General features: G+C 63.4%; 17 protein-coding genes. 9 read left to right on the top strand and 8 right to left on the bottom strand.

Features of this window, described 5'->3' with window-relative positions:
- The first annotated feature begins 240 nt into the window (after positions 1-240).
- The gene (locus J5M58_RS20295; protein WP_112250145.1) at positions 241-1,728 is read left to right on the top strand and encodes a methylenetetrahydrofolate reductase C-terminal domain-containing protein; all 1,488 of its coding nucleotides are present in this window, start codon (positions 241-243) and stop codon (positions 1,726-1,728) included.
- Here J5M58_RS20295 and yjiA read toward each other — a convergent pair.
- The 3 genes from yjiA to J5M58_RS20310 form a co-directional block, all read right to left on the bottom strand.
- Positions 1,688-2,665 (bottom strand): GTPase, encoded by a 978-nt coding sequence (gene yjiA / locus J5M58_RS20300; RefSeq protein ID WP_207879359.1) that lies wholly within the window; start codon positions 2,663-2,665, stop codon positions 1,688-1,690. The genes J5M58_RS20295 and yjiA overlap by 41 nt on opposite strands.
- 185 nt (positions 2,666-2,850) lie before the next feature.
- Complete coding sequence (locus J5M58_RS20305; RefSeq protein ID WP_016713459.1) at positions 2,851-3,048, bottom strand: YbdD/YjiX family protein; 198 nt, start codon at positions 3,046-3,048, stop codon at positions 2,851-2,853.
- 13 nt (positions 3,049-3,061) lie between these two features.
- Positions 3,062-5,128 (bottom strand): carbon starvation CstA family protein, encoded by a 2,067-nt coding sequence (locus tag J5M58_RS20310; protein ID WP_207879361.1) that lies wholly within the window; start codon positions 5,126-5,128, stop codon positions 3,062-3,064.
- Positions 5,129-5,306: 178 nt separating this feature from the next.
- Between J5M58_RS20310 and J5M58_RS20315 the strand changes: the two genes are divergently transcribed.
- On the top strand, positions 5,307-5,669 hold the full coding sequence (locus tag J5M58_RS20315) for a PilZ domain-containing protein (RefSeq protein ID WP_207879366.1): 363 nt from the start codon (positions 5,307-5,309) through the stop codon (positions 5,667-5,669).
- A 263-nt stretch (positions 5,670-5,932) separates the two neighbouring features.
- On the top strand, positions 5,933-7,450 hold the full coding sequence (locus tag J5M58_RS20320) for a nucleobase:cation symporter-2 family protein (RefSeq protein ID WP_207879367.1): 1,518 nt from the start codon (positions 5,933-5,935) through the stop codon (positions 7,448-7,450).
- 177 nt (positions 7,451-7,627) lie between these two features.
- Here J5M58_RS20320 and radA read toward each other — a convergent pair whose 3' ends face one another.
- Complete coding sequence (gene radA, locus J5M58_RS20325; RefSeq protein WP_003251626.1) at positions 7,628-8,998, bottom strand: DNA repair protein RadA; 1,371 nt, start codon at positions 8,996-8,998, stop codon at positions 7,628-7,630.
- 176 nt (positions 8,999-9,174) lie between these two features.
- Here radA and mscL point away from each other — a divergent pair, with 176 nt between their 5' ends.
- The gene (gene mscL, locus J5M58_RS20330; RefSeq protein ID WP_112250138.1) at positions 9,175-9,594 is read left to right on the top strand and encodes a large-conductance mechanosensitive channel protein MscL; all 420 of its coding nucleotides are present in this window, start codon (positions 9,175-9,177) and stop codon (positions 9,592-9,594) included.
- Between the two features lie 211 nt (positions 9,595-9,805).
- Here the strand turns inward: mscL and J5M58_RS20335 are convergent, their stop codons facing one another.
- A complete protein-coding gene (locus J5M58_RS20335; RefSeq protein WP_207879368.1) occupies positions 9,806-10,582 on the bottom strand; it encodes a ferredoxin--NADP reductase in 777 nt (258 codons plus the stop codon).
- A gap of 212 nt (positions 10,583-10,794) precedes the next feature.
- Here J5M58_RS20335 and J5M58_RS20340 point away from each other — a divergent pair, with 212 nt between their 5' ends.
- The gene (locus tag J5M58_RS20340; protein ID WP_112250136.1) at positions 10,795-11,502 is read left to right on the top strand and encodes an autoinducer binding domain-containing protein; all 708 of its coding nucleotides are present in this window, start codon (positions 10,795-10,797) and stop codon (positions 11,500-11,502) included.
- 96 nt (positions 11,503-11,598) lie between these two features.
- Positions 11,599-12,723, top strand: a complete 1,125-nt coding sequence (locus J5M58_RS20345; RefSeq protein WP_207879369.1) for a methyltransferase — start codon at positions 11,599-11,601, stop codon at positions 12,721-12,723.
- Positions 12,724-12,840: 117 nt separating this feature from the next.
- On the opposite strand, the gene J5M58_RS20350 is transcribed toward J5M58_RS20345, so the two are convergent.
- From J5M58_RS20350 to J5M58_RS20360, 3 genes are read right to left on the bottom strand one after another with little or no spacing between them, the layout of a single operon-like run.
- Positions 12,841-12,996, bottom strand: a complete 156-nt coding sequence (locus J5M58_RS20350; RefSeq protein ID WP_008094148.1) for a DUF2474 domain-containing protein — start codon at positions 12,994-12,996, stop codon at positions 12,841-12,843.
- 9 nt (positions 12,997-13,005) lie between these two features.
- Positions 13,006-14,013, bottom strand: coding sequence for a cytochrome d ubiquinol oxidase subunit II (gene cydB, locus J5M58_RS20355; RefSeq protein ID WP_207879370.1), 1,008 nt, complete (start codon positions 14,011-14,013; stop codon positions 13,006-13,008).
- Between the two features lie 3 nt (positions 14,014-14,016).
- Positions 14,017-15,453: a cytochrome ubiquinol oxidase subunit I gene (locus J5M58_RS20360; RefSeq protein ID WP_112250130.1), complete on the bottom strand. Its 1,437-nt coding sequence runs from the start codon at positions 15,451-15,453 to the stop codon at positions 14,017-14,019.
- A gap of 344 nt (positions 15,454-15,797) precedes the next feature.
- Between J5M58_RS20360 and J5M58_RS20365 the strand changes: the two genes are divergently transcribed.
- The 3 genes from J5M58_RS20365 (at position 15,798) to trmA (ending at position 19,676) form a co-directional block, all read left to right on the top strand.
- Positions 15,798-17,018 (top strand): MFS transporter, encoded by a 1,221-nt coding sequence (locus J5M58_RS20365; RefSeq protein ID WP_207879371.1) that lies wholly within the window; start codon positions 15,798-15,800, stop codon positions 17,016-17,018.
- Between the two features lie 280 nt (positions 17,019-17,298).
- Positions 17,299-18,594, top strand: coding sequence for an NCS2 family permease (locus tag J5M58_RS20370; protein ID WP_015271803.1), 1,296 nt, complete (start codon positions 17,299-17,301; stop codon positions 18,592-18,594).
- Entirely contained in the window at positions 18,591-19,676 is a 1,086-nt protein-coding gene (trmA, locus tag J5M58_RS20375; RefSeq protein WP_207879373.1) for a tRNA (uridine(54)-C5)-methyltransferase TrmA, read from the top strand. Before J5M58_RS20370 ends, trmA begins: the two co-directional genes overlap by 4 nt.
- The last annotated feature ends 108 nt before the right edge of the window (positions 19,677-19,784 follow it).

Below are 19,784 nucleotides of genomic sequence, written 5' to 3' on the forward strand. Positions count from 1 at the left end.
TGCTCTGAATGAGACATTCGGGTTTGTCTGTGCCGGCCCTTTCGCGGCTAAAGCCGCTCCCACAGGGATCGCATACTCTTCAGGCTGGCGCGGTACCTGTAGGAGCGGCTTTAGCCGCGAAAGGGCCGGCACAGACAAACCCGAATGTCTCATTCAGAGCATCACCCTGCGCATCCGGACATGACCCCACCCGCCTTCTGCCGCACAATGCCATCCTGACCAAACCAGGTACCCGGCCCCATGAGCCTGCTGAAAACCGCGCTGCGCGAAAACACCTTCGTCTGCGTCATGGAGTTCGTCCCCAAGCCCTCCGCAGAACGCTTCGCCGCCATGGACGAGATCCTGGCCCGTGCGCACCTCTGCGGCTGGCCAATGACCGTGGCCATCGGCGACCGCGTCGGCAGCCCGCTGGACATGTCACCACTGGACGCCCTCGCCTCGTTCAGCAAGCCGGTACCCGCCCTGCCGCACTTCTCCGGCAAAGACCGCGAACGCCACCACCTGCTCGCCCAACTGCAACGCATGGACGCCGCCGGCCTCGACCAGTTGCTGTTGCTCACCGGCGACCGCCTGCCCGGCCACCAGCCTGGCCAGCGCCCGGTGCGCTACCTGGAATCGGTCGCAGCCCTGCAGATCGCCCGCCTGGCCTGCCCGCACTGGCTGCTTGGCGCTGCGCTAAACCCGTTCAAGTACTGTGAGGAAGAAGGCGGCGCCCAATACTTCAAGGCCGAGAAAAAACTGGCGGCGGGTGCCGACTTCTTCACCCTGCAACTGGGTTTCGATGCCGGCAAACACCAGGAAGCCATGCACTGGATGAGCCGCCAAGCCACGCCCAGGCCGATGCTGGCCTGCCTGATGAGCCTCACCCACGGGCGTGCGACGATGCTCGAGCACGTGGCCGGCGTGACCGTCACGCCGTCCATGCGCGACATGCTGGAAGCGGAAGCGGCGCAGTCCAAGGCCTTTGCCCAGGCGCGCAGCGTCGACCGGCTTGCCTTGCAGATCATCGGCGTGAAGCTGATGGGCTACGCCGGCGTGCATCTGTCGGGGGTTCATGAACTCAAGCAACTGCTGGCCCTGGAGGCACGCATCGAGCACTGGCAGGCGCAAGTCCACACGCTGGAACAATGGGCGCCGGCCTGGCAGGCCAGCTGGCAGATGCCCGGCCTGCCGGCAGTCAGCTTCAATCCGCCGCAGGCAAGCTGGCGCCTGGGCGAATCACGGGTCGATGCCTCGTTCAAGGAGAAAGCGCGCTATCACCTGATGCATGGCATGCATTCGCTGCTGTTCAGCCGCCGCAATGGCCTGAGCAAGGCATTTGGCTGGGCCGTACGCCAGCCGATGTGGGCCACCCGCCTTGGCGCGCAGGTGCTGCACAAGGTGGAACACGCGGTGAAGAAACCGCTGGTAGGCTGTGACACCTGCGGCCGCTGCCGCCTGGACGACACCCTGTACGTCTGCCCGGAAACCTGCCCCAAGGGCCTGGCCAATGGCCCCTGCGGTGGCACCTCGCTGAACCGCTGCGAGTTCGGCGACCGCGAGTGCATCCACAGCGTCAAGTACCGCACCGCCAAGGCGGTGCGGCAGACGGCGCTGCTGACCGAGCGCCTGATCCCGTGCATCGAGGTCGAAACACGCCACCGCAGCTCATGGCCGCAGTGGTTCGCGCCCCAGACCCCACGCCGGCTCAGCCCGCAGCCAGCGCCTCGAACCCAGCCCGAATCGTAGCTTCGGGCAGTTCGTCTGCGATGAACACCATCACGCTCTCGCGGGTTTCACCCTCGGCCCACTCGGCGTCCCAGTCGAAACCGTAGAGCTTGAGCACACCCTGGAACACCAGCTTGCGCGCCTCACCGGCAATGTTCAGCACGCCCTTGTAGCGCAGCAACTGCTTGCCGTGGGTTTCCAGCAGTTCGTTCATGAAGTCGCTGAGGCGGTCGATGTCCAGCGGGCTTTCCGTGCGCAGCACCAAGGTGGAGATCCGGTCCGGCGTAGCGGGCTTGAGCAGCGGGCGTAGCGCTGGCTTCAGGTTCGCGCCCAGATCAGGGTTGAGGTTGAAACCACGCACATCAAGCAGCTCGGCCAGGTCGATGCGACCATGCTCGACCACGCGGGCCGCGGCTCGGCCATTGATGCGGGCCAGGCGCTCGCGCAGGGCCTCGACTGCAGCGGGCTCGACCAGGTCGGTCTTGCTCAGCAGCAAGCGATCGGCAAAGCCGACCTGGGCCTGGGCGATGGTCTGGGTCAGGTGCAGCTCGGCGTGGGCGGCGTCGACCAGGGTGATGATGCCGTCGAGGATGTAGCGCTCACGCAGTTCCTCGTCGATGAAGAAGGTTTGTGCCACCGGCGCCGGGTCGGCCAGGCCGGTGCATTCGATTACCAGGCGGTCGAAGGCGATTTCGCCGGCATCCAGGCGTTCGAGCAGCAGGTACAAGGCACGGGTCAGGTCGCCGTGGATGCTGCAGCACACGCAGCCATTGGCCAGGGTCATCACCTGCACCGGCTCGTCGCCCAGCAGTTGGCTGTCGATGCCGGCCTCGCTGAACTCGTTTTCGATCACGGCGATCTTCAGGCCGTGCTCGGCCTTGAGCATGTGCTTGAGCAAGGTGGTCTTGCCGGCACCGAGGAAGCCAGTGAGTACGGTTACGGGAATAGGCGTCTGCACGCAGAACATCTCCTGTGCAGTGAAATGGACGGGGGGAGCGCGATTCCTGTAGGAGCGGCCTTGTGTCGCGATCGGGCCGCAACGCGGCCCCGGATTTTCAGCTTCGCAGCCAAAATTGCCGGGGCCGCGTTGCGGCCCGATCGCGACACAAGGCCGCTCCTACACAGTACCGCGCTAGCCTGGACTTAGCAGCACTTCGGCCCGGACTTGCCACCGTATCGAGCTTCCTGCCGTTCGCGGAAGAACTCCTCGTACGTCATGACCGGCTTGTCCGGGTGCGTCTTCTGCATGTGCTCGACATAGTTGTCGTAGTCGGGCATGCCGACCATCAGGCGGGCTGCCTGCCCCAGGTATTTACCCAGTCGACCCAGGTCGTTGAACATCGCAGCAGTCCTCTCAAGCGTCAGGCAGGGCCTGGAACGGGGTTTCCTTGTCGGTGCGCTCCTTGCGGCCGAGGGCGGCGAAACCGACCTTGACAGCGAAGAACAGCACGCTGAACACCACCACCAGGAACAGCACGGTCAGGCCGGCGTTGGTGTAGGCGTTGAAGATCACGTGCTGCATCTGCCCGATATCCTTGGCCGGGGCCAGTACCTGGCCGGCGTCCAGTGCGGTGCTGTACTTCTTGGCCAGGGCCAGGAAGCCGACTGCCGGGTTCGGGTCGAACAGCTTGATCAGGCCTGCGGTGGTGGTGCAGATCAGCAGCCACACGGCCGGCAGCAGGGTGACCCAGACGTAGCGCTGGCGCTTCATCTTGATCAGCACCACGGTGCCGAGCATCAGGGCGATACCGGCCAGCATCTGGTTGGAGATGCCGAACAGCGGCCACAGGGTATTGATGCCACCCAGCGGGTCGATCACGCCCTGGTACAGCAGGTAGCCCCACAGGGCCACGCAGCCGGCGGTACCGATCAGGTTGGCAGTCCACGATTCGGTGCGCTTGAGCGCTGGCACGAAGCTGCCCAGCAGGTCCTGCAGCATGAAGCGCCCGGCACGGGTGCCGGCGTCTACCGCGGTGAGGATGAACAGCGCCTCGAACAGGATCGCGAAGTGGTACCAGAAGGCCATGGTGTTTTCACCCGGCAGCACCTGGTGCAGGATCTGCGCAATACCCACCGCAAGGGTCGGTGCACCACCGGCACGGGCCAGGATGGTGTGCTCGCCAATGTCGCGGGCGGTAGCCTCGAGCTGCTCAGGGGTGATCAGGAAGCCCCAGCTGCTGACCGTTTGCGCCACAGACGCCACATCGGCACCGACCACCGCGGCCGGGCTGTTCATGGCGAAGTACACGCCTGGTTCGATCACCGAGGCGGCGACCATGGCCATGATGGCAACGAACGATTCCATCAGCATGCCGCCGTAGCCGATGTAGCGGGCGTTGGTTTCGTTGTCCAGCAGCTTCGGCGTGGTCCCCGAGGAGATCAGCGCGTGGAAGCCGGATACCGCGCCACAGGCGATGGTGATGAACAGGAACGGGAACAGGGTGCCCTTCCACACAGGGCCGGTGCCGTCGGTGAACTGGGTCAGCGCCGGCATCTTCAGCTCGGGGGCAATGATCAGGATACCGATGGCCAGGCCGACGATGGTGCCGATCTTGAGGAAGGTCGAGAGGTAGTCACGTGGCGCCAGTACCAGCCATACCGGCAGTACCGCAGCGACGAAGCCATAGCCCACCAGCATCCAGGTGATCTGCACGCCGGTGAAGGTGAACGCCGGGCCCCAGGTCGGATCTGCAGCGATCTGGCCCCCCAGCCAGATCGAAGCCAGCAGCAGCACCACGCCGATGACCGAAATCTCACCGATATGGCCCGGGCGGATGTAGCGCATGTAGATGCCCATGAACATCGCGATCGGGATTGTCGCCATCACCGTGAACATGCCCCAGGGGCTTTCGGCCAGGGCCTTGACCACGATCAGCGCCAGCACCGCAAGGATGATGATCATGATCAGGAAGCAGCCGAACAGGGCGATGGTACCCGGGATGCGGCCCATCTCCTCACGCACCATGTCGCCCAGCGAGCGGCCGTTGCGGCGGGTGGACAGGAACAGGACCATGAAGTCCTGCACCGCACCGGCCAGCACCACGCCGGCTATCAGCCACAGCGTACCGGGCAGGTAGCCCATTTGCGCGGCGAGTACCGGGCCGACCAAGGGCCCTGCGCCAGCGATGGCGGCGAAGTGGTGGCCGAAGAGGATGTGTTTGTTGGTCGGGACGTAGTCCAGGCCGTCGTTGTTGAGCACCGCCGGGGTGGCACGGCGTGGGTCGAGTTGCATCACCTTGGTGGCGATGAACAGGCTGTAGTAGCGATAGGCGACCAGGTAGAGGGCCACTGCCGCGACCACGATCCACAAGGCATTGATCGCCTCGCCGCGACGCAGGGCAACCACACCCAGCGCACAGGCTCCTATGACTGCCAGCGCCAGCCACGGAATGTGGCGTAGCAGGCTATTATTGTTGTTCATGGTTTGCTTCCAGCTGGTGGATTGGAAAAGACCGCCCACCGAGTCTAGGGCGAGTCATCGCGCATTGCCACACTTGCTTTGGTCTAGAGCCTCTGCAGCCAGATTGCGGTACCTGATGTACATACCACTCTAACTATAGTCAGGATGTCACCTGAAGACCCATGCGAGGATCTACCCCATGAGCGATCACGACGAACGCCGCCGTTTCCAGCGCATCGATTTCGATGCCCCCACCGAGCTGCGCCAGGGCGACCGCCGCTGGCCGGTAAAGCTGCTGGATCTGTCGTTAAAAGGCCTTCTGGTCAATCGCCCCGAACCGTGGGACGCCGATCTGACCCAAGACTTCGATGCGATAATCCATCTCGACCGCGATGTGCGCGTGCAAATGCAGGTGGAGTTGCGCCATGAAGAAGCTACCCGCCTGGGCTTTATCTGCCTGTATATAGACGTCGATTCGATGAGTCATTTGCACCGTCTTGTGGAATTGAACCTCGCCGATAGCACCGAAATGATGCGTGAGCTGCGCGAACTCATCGAATAATAAAATCTCTTAGCTAGCTAATAGCTTCCCCACCTCGTGTTTCTTGTCTACCCAGACAGCTTTAAGCCTGGGTAGCAGCGTTTTGTACACACCCCTCTAGCACAGCCTCTGTAGTGTTGGTACGCCTTCTGCATTGGGTCCTCGCACACCTTGCGGGCGCTCCTGTGCGCGCTCCGATCAAAATATTGTATACAATTTTAGTGGCAATCATTTGTAGGAAGTGTCTACAGTAGCGCCACAACAATAAACAGAGAGCCTGCTCCATGACTACGTCCCCTAGCACGTCTCCCACCAAGCGCCCCGAGGATGAAAACCTCGGCCTTGGTGCCAACCTGGCCTATGGTCTGCAGCATGTGCTGACCATGTACGGGGGGATCGTCGCGGTACCCCTGATCCTGGGGCAGGCCGCGGGCCTGAACGGCGCCGAAATCGGCATGCTGATCGCCGCGTCGCTGTTTGCCGGTGGCTTGGCCACCCTGCTGCAAACCCTTGGCCTGCCGTTCTTCGGCTGCCAGTTGCCGCTGGTGCAGGGCGTTTCGTTCGCCGGTGTGGCAACCATGGGTGCAATCCTCAGCAGCGAGGGCGGCGGTGGCTTGCCGGGCGTGCTCGGCGCGGTAATGGCAGCGTCGCTTATCGGCTTTCTGATCACTCCGGTGTTCTCGCGCATCACCAAGTTCTTCCCACCGCTGGTAACCGGCATCGTCATCACCACCATCGGCCTGACCCTGATGCCCGTGGCCGCTCGCTGGGTGATGGGTGGCAACAGCGCCTCACCGGAATTCGGCAGCGTGGCCAACATCGGCCTGGCAGCCCTGACCTTCGCCATCGTGCTGTTGCTGAGCAAGCTGGGCAGCGCGGCGATCTCGCGCCTGTCGATCCTGCTGGCCATGGTGGTCGGCACACTGATCGCCTGGGCGCTGGGCATGGCCGACTTCAGCAAGGTCACCGAGGGCCCGATGTTTGCCTTCCCTACGCCGTTCCATTTCGGCATGCCGGAATTCCACATCGCCGCGATCCTTTCGATGTGCATCGTGATCATGGTGACGCTGGTGGAAACCTCGGCGGACATCCTCGCCGTGGGTGAGATCATCGATACCAAGGTCGACTCCAAGCGCCTGGGCAATGGCCTGCGCGCCGACATGGCATCGAGCATCCTGGCACCGATCTTCGGCTCGTTCACCCAGAGCGCGTTCGCCCAGAACGTCGGCCTGGTAGCCGTGACCGGGGTCAAGAGCCGCTACGTTGTGGCTACCGGCGGCGTGATCCTGGTGGTGCTCGGCCTGCTGCCGATCATGGGCCGGGTGATTGCCGCAGTCCCTACTCCGGTACTGGGTGGCGCGGGCATCGTGCTGTTCGGCACCGTGGCGGCCAGCGGTATCCGCACCCTGTCCAAGGTCAGCTACAAGAACAACGTCAACCTGATCATCGTCGCTGCCTCGCTGGGCTTCGGCATGATCCCGATTGCCGCACCGACCTTCTACCACCACTTCCCGAACTGGTTCGAGACCATCTTCCATTCGGGCATCAGCTCGGCGGCGATCATGGCCATCCTGCTGAACCTGATCTTCAACCACTTCACCGCCGGCAACTCGGATCAGCAGTCGGTGTTTGCCGCCGCGTACGAGCGCACCATCCAGTACTCGGACATTTCAGCGCTGCGTGATGGCGACTACTTCAAGGATGGCAAGCTGTTCGATGCCGAGGGTAATGAAGTGCCGATGCTGGAACTGGACGAGCATGGCAATGAAACGGTCAGGCGCAGTGCGGTTGCCGAGCATTGACTGCTGACTGAGCGGTGAGGTGGGGGGGCCGACGCGCATCGTCGGCCCCTTTTTCGTTTTGCCTGTGCCGGCCCTATCGCGGGTAAACCCGCTCCCACAGGGTTTGCGCAATCCCGAAGCTGATGCGGTACCTGTGGGAGCGGGTTTACCCGCGAAGAGGCCGGTACAGGCCACGAATTACTCGAACAGCGCATCCAGGGCCTGCTCCAGCCGGGTAACGGCAATCACTTGCAACCCTGCCGGAGCCTCTTTAGGCGCATTACCCTTGGGCACGATGGCTCGCTTGAATCCATGCTTGGCGGCTTCCTTCAAACGCTCCTGGCCACTGGGCACCGGCCGCACCTCGCCGGACAGGCCGATCTCGCCAAACACCAGCAGGCCATGGGCCAGGGGACGGTTGCGCAGGCTGGACATCACCGCCGCCAGCAACGCCAGGTCCGAGGCGGTTTCCAGCACCTTCACCCCGCCCACCACGTTCAGGAACACGTCCTGGTCATGGGTGGGAATACCACCGTGGCGGTGCAGCACCGCCAGCAACATGGCCAGGCGGTTCTGGTCCAGGCCCAGGGTCACCCGCCGTGGGTTGGCCAGGTGGCTATCGTCGACCAGCGCCTGCACCTCTACCAGCATCGGCCGAGTGCCCTCCCAGGTCGCCATCACCACGCTGCCCGGTACTTCCTCCTGGGTGCGGTTGAGGAAGATCGCCGAGGGATTGGACACCTCCTTCAGGCCACGGTCGGTCATGCCGAACACACCCAGCTCGTTGACCGCGCCAAAACGGTTCTTCACCGCCCGCAGCAGACGCAGGCGGCCATCGGACTCGCCTTCGAAATACAGCACGGTATCGACCATGTGCTCGAGTACCCTCGGGCCGGCGAGCGAGCCTTCCTTGGTCACATGGCCGACCAGGAAGATCGCCGTGCCGCTCTGCTTGGCGTAGCGCACCAGTAACGCAGTGCTTTCGCGCACCTGGGCCACGCCGCCGGGTGCCGACTGCAGTTGCTCGGTGAAAATGGTCTGGATCGAGTCGATTACCATGACTCGCGGTTTCTCGACACGGGCCGTGGCGATGATGGTCTCGATACAGGTTTCGGTCATCACCTTGAGCTGGTCCTGGGGCAGGCCCAGGCGCCGGGAGCGCATGGCCACCTGCTGCTGCGACTCCTCGCCGGTGACATACAGCGCCGGCATGCCCACGGCAATGTTGCACAAGGTCTGCAGCAGGATGGTCGACTTGCCGATGCCAGGGTCACCACCGATCAACACCACCGAGCCATCCACCAGGCCACCGCCCAGCACGCGGTCCAGTTCGGTGCTGCTGGTGGTGAAACGCGGGATTTCCTCGACGCTGACTTCGGCCAGGGTCTTGATCTGCGCCTGCTGACCGGTCCAGCCGGCACGGCCGCTACTGGGCGCAGCGGCACCGCCGCTTTCGATCATGGTCTCGACCAGGGTGTTCCAGGCCCCGCATTCGCCACACTGGCCGGCCCATTTGGGAAAGGTCGCACCGCACTCGGTGCAGCCGTACAAGCGCTTGGCCTTGGCCATGGCTGGGGTCTCCTGGGAAAAACCGCCATGATAGCCGAGCTGGATGTGCCTCGAACGCCTTGGGATGCGACAAAACTATTCGTTCTAACAGCAGTCTCTGGCCCTGAGCACAACGCATGAAGCGTTTGAGTGGCTTACACTGCGTAAACCTTACCTTTTGTTACAAGGAACCAAACATGGGCATGATCAGTGAGTTCAAGGCCTTCGCGGTCAAAGGCAATGTCGTCGACATGGCGGTCGGTATCATCATTGGCGCGGCCTTCGGCAAGATCGTCTCGTCTTTCGTCGGTGACGTGGTCATGCCGCCACTAGGCCTGTTGATCGGTGGCGTGGACTTCAGCGACCTGGCAATTACCCTGAAGGCTGCCGAAGGTGACATTCCGGCGGTGGTGCTGGCGTATGGCAAGTTCATCCAGACCGTGATCGACTTCGTGATCGTGGCCTTTGCCATCTTCATGGGGGTCAAGGCGATCAACCGCTTGAAGCGCGAAGAAGCCGTGGCGCCGTCTACGCCGCCAGTGCCTTCGGCTGAAGAGACCTTGCTGACCGAGATTCGCGATTTGCTCAAGACGCAGAACCAGAACCGCTTGCCCTGAGGCTGTATAGGGAACGCTGTGGGAGCGGCCTTGTGTCGCGAAAGGGCCGCAACGCGGCCCCAGGATTGATGCGCAACAGTGAAATTGCTGGGGCTGCTTTGCAGCCCTTTCGCGACACAAGGCCGCTCCCACAGATACAGCGACAATTTCGAAATCACCGCTGTACCTGTGGCCTTGTGTCGCGATGGGCCGCAAAGCGGCCCCAACGGCCTTACCAGTAGTTTTCCACAGCCACCTGCCCCGGCCGCTTGCTCAGGCTCAACTGCAGGTCGCGCGCCTTAAGTACCTTGCGCGTTTCATCAATCATCTCCGGGTTGCCACACAGCATCACCCGCGAGTGCTCCGGCGACAGTTCCAGCCCCGCCGCCGCCTCCAGCCCGCCATTCTCGATCAGCGTGGTAATACGCTGGTTCAATGCCCCTGGGTGCTGTTCACGAGTCACCACCGGAATGAACTGCAACTTGCCGGCGAATTCGGCCAGGTAATCACGCTGTTCCAGCCCGGCGATCTCGTCCACATAGGCCAGCTCTTTCGCTTCACGCACCGAGTAGACCAGCTTGATGTTGTCGAAACGCTCCCAGGCCTCGAAGTCCTGCAGGATCGACATGAATGGCGCAATGCCAGTGCCGGTCGCCAGCAACCACAGGTCGCGGCCACCAACGAAGCGGTCGAGAGTCAGGAAGCCGAAGGCCTGGCGGTCGATCAGCAGGGTATCGCCTGCCCCCAGCCGGCTCAGCTCGCTGGTGAACTCCCCTCCTGGCACCACGATCGAGAAAAAATCGAGGTGCTCGTCATGGGGCGCGCTGACCATGGAATAGGCGCGCCACACCACGCTGCCATCGGCCTTGGTCACACCCAGGCGGGCAAACTGGCCGGAACGGAAGCGGAATCCCGCATCGCGCGTAACCCGCAGGCTGAAGAGGTTCGGCGTGAGCGGCTGAACATCGAGCAGGGTCTGGCGGGTGAACTTTTCGGCGCTAGCGGTCATATCGGGCTCCAGGTTTGGCGTGCGCACAGTGTCGCGCAAAGTGGCGCGGATAAAAACCACTGCTTTGTAGGGCCTCATCTGCGGCGATCCTGCCGAAGTCGCATCGGATCCTGACCGCTATAACAAAAAAATCTCAGCACATTGGTAGGTCTTTTCCTACAATCATGCGGGCACCCAAACGGACTGGACCTGAGGCTCAAGGAGTATTTCAGATGCGCCACTGGAAACCCGAGTATCTTCGAGCGTTCGACGCCGAACGCTGCCCACAGAAGTTGTTCGGCATGGCCGTGGATATGGCGCAGGATCTGGGCATGGAGTACCTGGGGCTGAACATTCGCATCCAGATCGCTACGCAAACACCCCACCTGTTCATGTACAGCAATTACCCCCGTGAATGGATCGAGCGCTACCAGCGCGATGACCTGCACAAGCAGGACCCGGCTGCCGATTTGAGCCACAAATCCACCATGCCTGTGCTATGGACCGATGACCTGTATCGCGAGGCTCCGCAATTTCGTGAAGCTGCCTGCCAGAGCGGTTTGCGCCATGGCTGGACGCAGTCATTGCACGACCAGCAGCACAACGAAAGCCAGATAAGCGTGGCCAGGTCCACCAAGCCCATCAGTATTGTCGAACTCTACAGAAAGGCCGGCAGTGTGCAGTGGCTGAGCCACAAACTGCATGAGGTGATCAGCGCACATCACCTCACTGCACTATGCCCGCCGCAGCCGAAAATGAGCGAGCGGGAGCTGGAAGTGCTGAAATGGTCGGCCGCCGGCAAGACCGCCGCCGACGTTGCCTGCATCCTGTCACTGTCGCAAAGCACGGTAAACTTCCATATCCGCAGTGTCATCACCAAGACCAACGCCGCCAACAAGGCCGCCGCCATCGCCATCGCCGTCATGCGTGGCTGGATCTGACCTTCAAACCTGCGACCTTGGGCAAAGCCCTGTAGAATCGCCCGGCAAAGCCCGGTGCGAACCGCAACGGGCAGTTTCGTACCCGAGCCAGACGCCATGCCCCTGTTGACCACCCCATACGCCGAACTCGACCTGATCCGCCAGCCGGAACAGGCCAACGACCCGCTGCAGGCTTTCGATGCCGCCGACGAGTACCTGCTTGCGCAACTGCACGAACAGGCTCCAGGGGCCGACTGCCGGGTGCTGGTGCTCAATGACAGCTTCGGCGCCCTGGCCGCCAGCCTGGCAGGCAAGCTGCAGGTGGTCAGCAGTGGCGATTCGCACCTGGCGCACCTGGCCCTGGAAAAGAACCTGGCACGCAATGGCCTGCCATTCGACAGCGTGCCGTTCGTGCCGGCCAGCGAACACTGGCAAGGCCCGTTCGATCGGGTACTGGTGCGCGTGCCCAAGACCCTGGCCCTGCTCGAAGAACAGCTGATCCGCCTGCAGGGCCACCTGGCGCCTGGTGCGCAGGTGACTGCCGGGGCGATGATCAAGCACCTGCCACGGGCAGCCGGTGACCTGATGGAGAAATACATCGGCCCGGTGCAGGCCTCGCTGGCGCATAAAAAGGCCCGCTTGCTGACCGCGACGGTGGCCGAACGGCCGGTCGCCCGTTCGCCCTACCCTAGCCGCTACCGCCTCGATGCGCCGGCGCTGGAGCTGCTCAACCACGCCAACGTGTTCTGCCGTGAGGGGTTGGATATCGGCACGCGGGCGTTCCTGCCGCACCTGCCCCGCGCACTGGGCCGCGCGCGGGTAGCCGACCTGGGCTGCGGCAATGGCGTGCTGGCGATAGCCAGCGCCCTGGCCAACCCGGATGCCCAGTACACCCTGGTCGATGAGTCGTACATGGCGGTGCAATCGGCGCGGGAGAACTGGCAGGCCGCGCTGGGCGAGCGCCCGGCGGTGTTCGAGGCAGCCGATGGGTTGGCGGGGGTAGAGAAGCAGTCGCTGGACGTGGTGCTGTGCAATCCGCCGTTTCACCAGCAGCAGGTGGTGGGCGATTTCCTCGCCTGGCGCATGTTCCAGCAGGCGCGTGAGGCGTTGGTGGTGGGCGGGGCGCTGTATATCGTGGGTAACCGCCACCTGGGCTATCACAGCAAGCTGGCGCGGTTGTTCCGGGGGGTGGAGCAGGTGGCGGCAACGCCCAAGTTCGTTATCCTGAAAGCCCGCAAGTAAGCCTGTACCGGCCCTATCGCCGGCAAGCCAGCTCCCACAGGTACTGCACTGCATTCAAGGGCAGTGACTTACCTGTGGGAGCTGGCTTGCCGGCGATAGGGCCAGAGCAGGCTTACCTCAATGGGTGGTCAGCCCCGCAGCCCCCATGAACAGGCGCATCACGTAGGCCGCCACGCCCAGGGCCGCCACGCTCATCGCCCAGATCAGCAGCAGCCAGCCCAGCCGCTGCCACAGTGGTTTCTTCTCGTCCAAGCCATGCTTGCCGGTCATCATGCAGCCCTCCTAGTGATAGCCGTCTTCATGGGTCACCTTGCCGCGGAACACGTAGTAGCTCCAGAAGGTATACATGAGGATGAACGGCAGGATGAACAGTGTGCCCACCAGCATGAAGCCCTGGCTCTGCGGTGGTGCCGCGGCATCCCAGATCGAGATCGACGGCGGGATGATGTTCGGCCACAGGCTGATGCCCAGGCCGCTGTAACCGAGGAAGATCAGCACCAACGTCAGCAGGAACGGCGTGTAGTGCGCATTGCGCGCCACCGCCTTGAGCAACCCGTAGAAGGTTACCAGCACCAGGATCGGCACCGGCATGAACCAGACAAGGTTAGGCATGCTGAACCAGCGGTCGGCGATCTGCGGGTAGGCGATCGGTGTCCACAGGCTGACGATGCCGATCACTACCAGCAGCACCAACGCCAGCGGCCGGGCGATGTCGTGCATCTTCTGCTGCAGCGACCCTTCGGTCTTCATGATCAGCCAGGTGCAGCCCAGCAGGGTGTAGGCAACGATCAGCCCCAGCCCGCAGAACAGGCTGAACGGGGTCAGCCAGTCAAGGGTGCCACCGGCGAAATGCCGGTCGACCACCTTGAAGCCTTCGAGGAAAGCACCCAGCGCCACGCCCTGGAAGAAAGTGGCAACCAGCGAGCCCCCAATGAACGCCTTGTCCCAGATATGGCGCTTGTCGGCGGTGGCCTTGAAACGGAACTCGAAGGCCACGCCGCGGAAGATCAGGCCGATCAGCATCAGGATCAACGGCAGGTACAGCGCCTCCAGCACTACCGAGTAAGCCATCGGGAACGCCCCGAACAACCCGGCACCGCCCAGCACCAGCCAGGTTTCGTTACCGTCCCATACGGGGGCGACGGTGTTCATCATTACATCGCGGTCCCGCTCGCCCTTGACGAACGGGAAGAGCATGCCGATGCCCAGGTCGAAACCATCCATCACCACATACATCATGACGCCGAAGATGATGATCACGGCCCAGATCAGCGAAAGGTCGATACCCATGGCTCAGTGTTCCTTGCTCAGGCTGGCGGAATTGGCCTCATGGCCATCATCGGCGGCGGACAGCGGCCGCGCCGGCGTGCGTTTGGTGCCAGGGCCACCCGGGTTGTGCTCGTCACCCTCACCGGTCTGCGGGCCTTTGCGCACCAGGCGCATCATGTAGCCAAGGCCGGTGCCGAACAGGGCGAAATACACCACCACGAAAGCCACAAGGGTGAAGCCGAGCTGGGCGTAACTGTGGTTGGACACGCCGTCCGCCGTGCGCATCAGGCCATACACAACCCAGGGCTGACGGCCGATTTCAGTGGTAAACCAGCCGGCCAGCAACGCGATCAACCCGGAAGGGCCCATCCACAAGGCCAGGTAAAGGAACGGCCGCGAGGTGTAAAGCGTGCCGCGCTTGCGCAGCCAGAGGCTCCACAGGCCAACGAAGATCATCAGGAAGCCCAGCCCGACCATGATCCGGAACGACCAGAAGACGATGGTCGAGTTAGGCCGGTCTTCGGGCGGGAACTCCTTCATCGCCGGCACCTGCTTGTCCAGGCTGTGGGTCAGGATCAGGCTGCCGAGCGCCGGGATCTCAAGCTTGAAGCGGGTGGTTTCGGCCTGCATGTCGGGGATGCCGAACAAGATCAGCGGGGTCGGCTCGCCGGGCACGTTCTCCCAGTGGCCTTCGATCGCGGCGATTTTCACCGGCTGGTGCTTGAGCGTGTTGAGGCCATGGAAGTCACCGATCACCGCCTGGATCGGGGCGACGATCAGCGCCATCCACATGGCCATCGACAGCATCTTGCGCACCGCCGGGTTGTCACGCCCGCGCAGCAGGTGCCAGGCCGCCGAGGCACCGACGAAGAACGCGGTGGCAACGAACGCGGCAGTGGCCATGTGCATCAGGCGGTAAGGGAACGAGGGGTTGAATACCACCGCCAGCCAGTCCACCGGCACCACCCGGCCATCGATGATCTCGTGGCCTTGCGGGGTCTGCATCCAACTGTTGGAGGCAAGGATCCAGAAGGTCGAGACCAGGGTGCCGAGCGCCACCATCACCGTGGAAAAGAAGTGCAGACCACGGCCGACACGGTTCCAGCCAAACAGCATGACCCCCAGGAAGCCAGCCTCGAGGAAGAATGCGGTCAGCACCTCGTAAGTGAGCAACGGGCCGGTAATGGCGCCGGCGAAGTCGGAGAAGCGGCTCCAGTTGGTACCGAACTGGTAGGCCATGACCAGGCCGGAAACCACGCCCATGCCGAAGTTGACGGCGAAGATTTTCGACCAGAAGTGATAAAGGTCACGGTAGACCTGGTTGTTGGTCCGCAGCCAGAGCCCTTCGAGGACTGCCAGGTAACTCGCCAGGCCAATGGTGATGGCCGGGAACAGGATATGGAACGATACGGTAAAGGCAAACTGCATTCGGGCGAGCTCTAAGGCCTCTATTCCGAACATGGTGCTTCCTCTTCAGATAATCCGGCGTCCGGGCCGCTGGCCCAATCGCCCACTGCCCCCACGGTAGTCGAGTGCGGCGCGTTGGAATTGTTCTGTTCGATCGCAGGGATTTCAGCCCAAGGGCCCGATCGTTACATCTGGAACGATTGATCCAGATCAACGATTGCTAGGAAGCATAGTCCTGAATGGGCCGCCGGGCCGTGTGGTTGATTGCCGCGTGACCGGTTGCCCCACCCCCTTTCCCAGCGCGTGAAAAAGTGCCGACCTCGGCAAACAGTAACTGTTTGTTACAAACAGATGATACGCTGCGTCCCCCTCTACTGCGCCGAGGCCCCTGGTTTCCGATGTCCGATTCCGCACCGCAGTTGTTGCGTCACCACCGCCCTTTCCTGGCCTTCTGGCTGGCCCGCGTATTCACCGCCAGCGGCTTCCAGATGCTCACCGTGGCCATCGGCTGGCACCTCTACCAGTTGACCGGCAATGTGCTGGACCTGGGCCTGGTCGGCCTGGTCGAGTTCGCCCCACGGGTGCTGTTCATGCTGCACACCGGGCATGTCGCCGACCGCTATGACCGGCGCAAGGTCGCTGCGCTGTGCCAGAGCCTGCAGGGGTTGATAGCCTTGGCACTGGCGCTGGGCAGTGCCACCGACAACGTCACCCGCGAGCTGATCTTCGCCCTCGCCTTCCTGCTCGGTGCCACGCGTTCCTTCGAAATGCCAGCGACCCAGGCGCTGCTGCCCAACGTGGTACCGGCCGGGCTGTTCCCGCGAGCGGTGGCGGCTTCGGCCTCGGCTACCCAGGCAGCAACCATCGTGGCGCCGGCGGTGGGCGGTTTCCTGTATGCGTTTGGCAGCATCTGGGTATACGGCCCCACCGTGGCCCTGTACGCCATCGCCTGCGTGCTGACCCTGAGCCTGCAGGCACGCGGCCAGGTGGCCCAGCGCGGGCGCGCCAGCCTCGAATCGCTGCTGGCCGGCATCCGCTTCATCCGCAGCCGGCCCGACATCCTCGGCGCCATCTCGCTGGACCTGTTCGCCGTACTGCTGGGCGGGGCCACCGCGCTGCTGCCGGTGTTCGCCAAGGACATCCTGCTCACCGGCCCGCTGGGCCTGGGCCTGCTGCGCTCGGCGCCAGCGGTGGGTGCGTTGCTGATGTCGCTGTGGCTGGCGCGCTTCCCGTTCGAGCGCAACGTGGGGCGGACCATGTTCACGGCGGTGGGCGTGTTCGGCGTGGCGACCATCGCCTTCGGCCTGTCGACCTCGTTCTGGTTTTCGCTGGCAGTGCTGGTGGTACTGGGCGCGGCGGACATGATCAGCATGGTCATCCGTGGCGCCTTCGTGCAGCTGGAGACGCCGGATGAAATGCGCGGACGGGTGAGTGCAGTGAACGGCTTGTTCATTGGTGCCTCGAACCAGCTCGGCGAGTTCGAATCGGGGGTGACCGCGCACTGGTTTGGCACAGTGCCAGCGGTGGTGCTGGGTGGGGTGGGCACTTTGCTGGTAACTGGGGTGTGGATAAAACTGTTCCCGACACTGGCCAAGCGGGACCGGTTGCATAATGGTTGATCTGTAGCCTGTACCGGCCCTTTCGCGGGTAAACCCGCTCCCACAAGGACCGCGCTGCCTTCAGATCTGGTGGAGTACCTGTGGGAGCGGGTTCACCCGCGAAGAGGCCGGCACAGGGAAAAAATTACCATTCCCCAACGGCCATAGGCCCCCGCCAAGCATGCTGGTATGATGCGCGGCTTTTTTCCTCCCCACACAAAACCACGGCAACCGGTACGGTCTGTGCTTTGCTGATGGGGTCGATACATTCATGGCGCCGGGGGCGCCTTGGGGAGCGGGCATGCTGGAAAGGCTGTTTCAACTAAAAGCACACAACACCAATGTGCGCACCGAGATTCTCGCGGGCGTCACCACCTTCCTGGCCATGGCCTACATCCTGTTCGTCAACCCTAGCATCCTCGGCGAGACCGGCATGGACAAGGGCGCGATCTTCGTCGCCACCTGCCTGGCCGCAGCCATCGGCTCGGTGACCATGGGCCTGATCGCCAACTACCCGATCGCCCTGGCGCCGGGCATGGGCCTGAACGCGTTCTTCACCTACACCGTGGTGCTGCACATGGGCCACACCTGGCAGGTGGCACTGGGCGCGGTGTTCCTGTCGGCGGTGATGTTCTTCCTGCTGTCGATCTTCCGCATCCGCGAATGGATCGTGAACAGCATCCCGCTGCCGCTGCGTTCGGCCATTGCCGCGGGTATCGGTCTGTTCCTGGCGCTGATCGCGCTGCATAACGCAGGCATCGTCGTCGATAACCCGGCCACCCTGGTGGGCCTGGGCGACCTCAAGCAGCCAGCACCGATCCTCGCCACCCTGGGCTTCTTCCTGATCGTCGGCCTCGAGTCGCTGAAAGTGCGCGGCGCCGTGCTGATCGGTATTCTCGCCGTGACCATCGCCTCGATCCTGATGGGCGTGACACCCTTCGGCGGCGTGGTCTCGATGCCGCCATCGCTGGCCCCGACCTTCCTGCAGCTGGACATTGCCGGCGCGCTGGACGTGGGCCTGGTCAGCGTGATCTTCGCCTTCCTGTTCGTCGACCTGTTCGACAACTCCGGCACCCTGATCGGCGTGGCCAAGCGCGCCGGGCTGATGGGCAAGGACGGCCACATGCCGAAGATGGGCCGTGCCCTGATCGCCGACAGTACCGCAGCCATGGCCGGCTCCCTGCTGGGCACCTCGACCACCACCAGCTACATCGAATCCGCCGCGGGCGTAAGCGCCGGTGGCCGCACCGGCCTGACTGCCATCGTGGTCGCCGTGCTGTTCCTGCTGGCGCTGTTCTTCGCCCCGCTGGCCGGTAGCGTGCCGGCCTTCGCCACCGCCCCGGCGCTGCTGTTCGTCGCGGTGCTGATGGCCTCGGGCCTGGCAGAAATAAACTGGGACGACGTCACCGAAGCCGCACCGGTGGTAGTGACCGCCCTGGCCATGCCGCTGACCTACTCGATCGCCAACGGCATCGCCTTCGGCTTCATTTCCTGGACCGCCGTCAAGCTGATCTCCGGCCGCCACCGCGACCTGAACCCGGCCCTGGTGATCCTTTCCATCCTGTTCGTCATCAAGCTGGGCTGGTTCAACGCATGAGTGCTGCTTTCGACCCCTCCTCCTACACCACGCAGCTGGACGCCAAGGTGGCCCGGCTGCGCGAGCTGCTGGCGCCGTTCGGCGCGCCGGAGCCGGCTGTTTTCGACTCGCCGCGCGAGCATTACCGCCTGCGCGCCGAATTCCGCCTGTGGCGCGAGGATGGCCAGCGCCACTACGCCATGTTCGCCCCGGGCGAGAAACACAAGGCGATCCTGATCGACGACTTCCCCATCGCCAGCCAGCGCATCAATGCACTGATGCCGCGCCTGAAGGCGGCCTGGCAGGCCAGCGAGGAGCTGGGCAACCGCCTGTTCCAGGTGGAGTTCCTCACCACCCTGGCTGGCGATGCCATGGTCACCCTGTGCTACCACCGCCCGCTGGACGAGGCCTGGGAAACGGCCGCACGGCAGCTGGCCGAAGAGCTGGGCGTGAGCATCATCGGCCGCTCCAAGGGCAAGCGACTGGTCATCGGCCGTGACTACGCGGTGGAAAAACTCGACGTCGCTGGCCGTGTGTTCAGCTACCGCCAGCCGGAAGGCGCGTTCACCCAACCCAACGGTGCGGTGAACCAGAAGATGCTGAGTTGGGCCTTCGAGGCGATTGGCGAGCGTGACGACGACCTGCTGGAGCTGTACTGCGGCAACGGCAACTTCACCCTGCCGCTGGCCACCCGCGTGCGCCAGGTGCTGGCCACGGAAGTCAGCAAGACCTCGGTCAACGCCGCGCTGAGCAACCTCGACGAGAACGCTGTGGATAACGTGCGGCTAGTGCGCCTGTCGGCAGAAGAGCTGACCCAGGCGCTGAATGAGGTGCGGCCGTTCCGTCGGCTGGAAGGCATCGACCTGAAGAGCTACGAGTTCGGTACGGTGTTCGTCGACCCGCCACGGGCGGGGATGGACCCGGATACCTGCGAGCTGACCCGGCGTTTCGAGCGGATCCTGTACATCTCGTGCAACCCGGAGACGCTGGCAGCGAACATTGCCCAGTTGCAGGACACCCACCGCATCGAGCGTTGTGCGTTGTTTGACCAGTTCCCCTATACCCACCATATGGAGAGTGGGGTGCTACTGGTTCGGCGTTGACCTTCAGATAGCCGGGGCTGCTTTGCAGCCCATCGCCGGCAAGCCAGCTCCCACAGGTATTGCACAGGCCTTGAGGGCAGCGCGGTCGGTGTGGGAGCCGGCTTGCCG

It is taken from the genome of Pseudomonas sp. 32_A (assembly GCF_017490905.1).
Classification (GTDB): Bacteria; Pseudomonadota; Gammaproteobacteria; order Pseudomonadales; family Pseudomonadaceae; genus Aquipseudomonas; species Aquipseudomonas inefficax.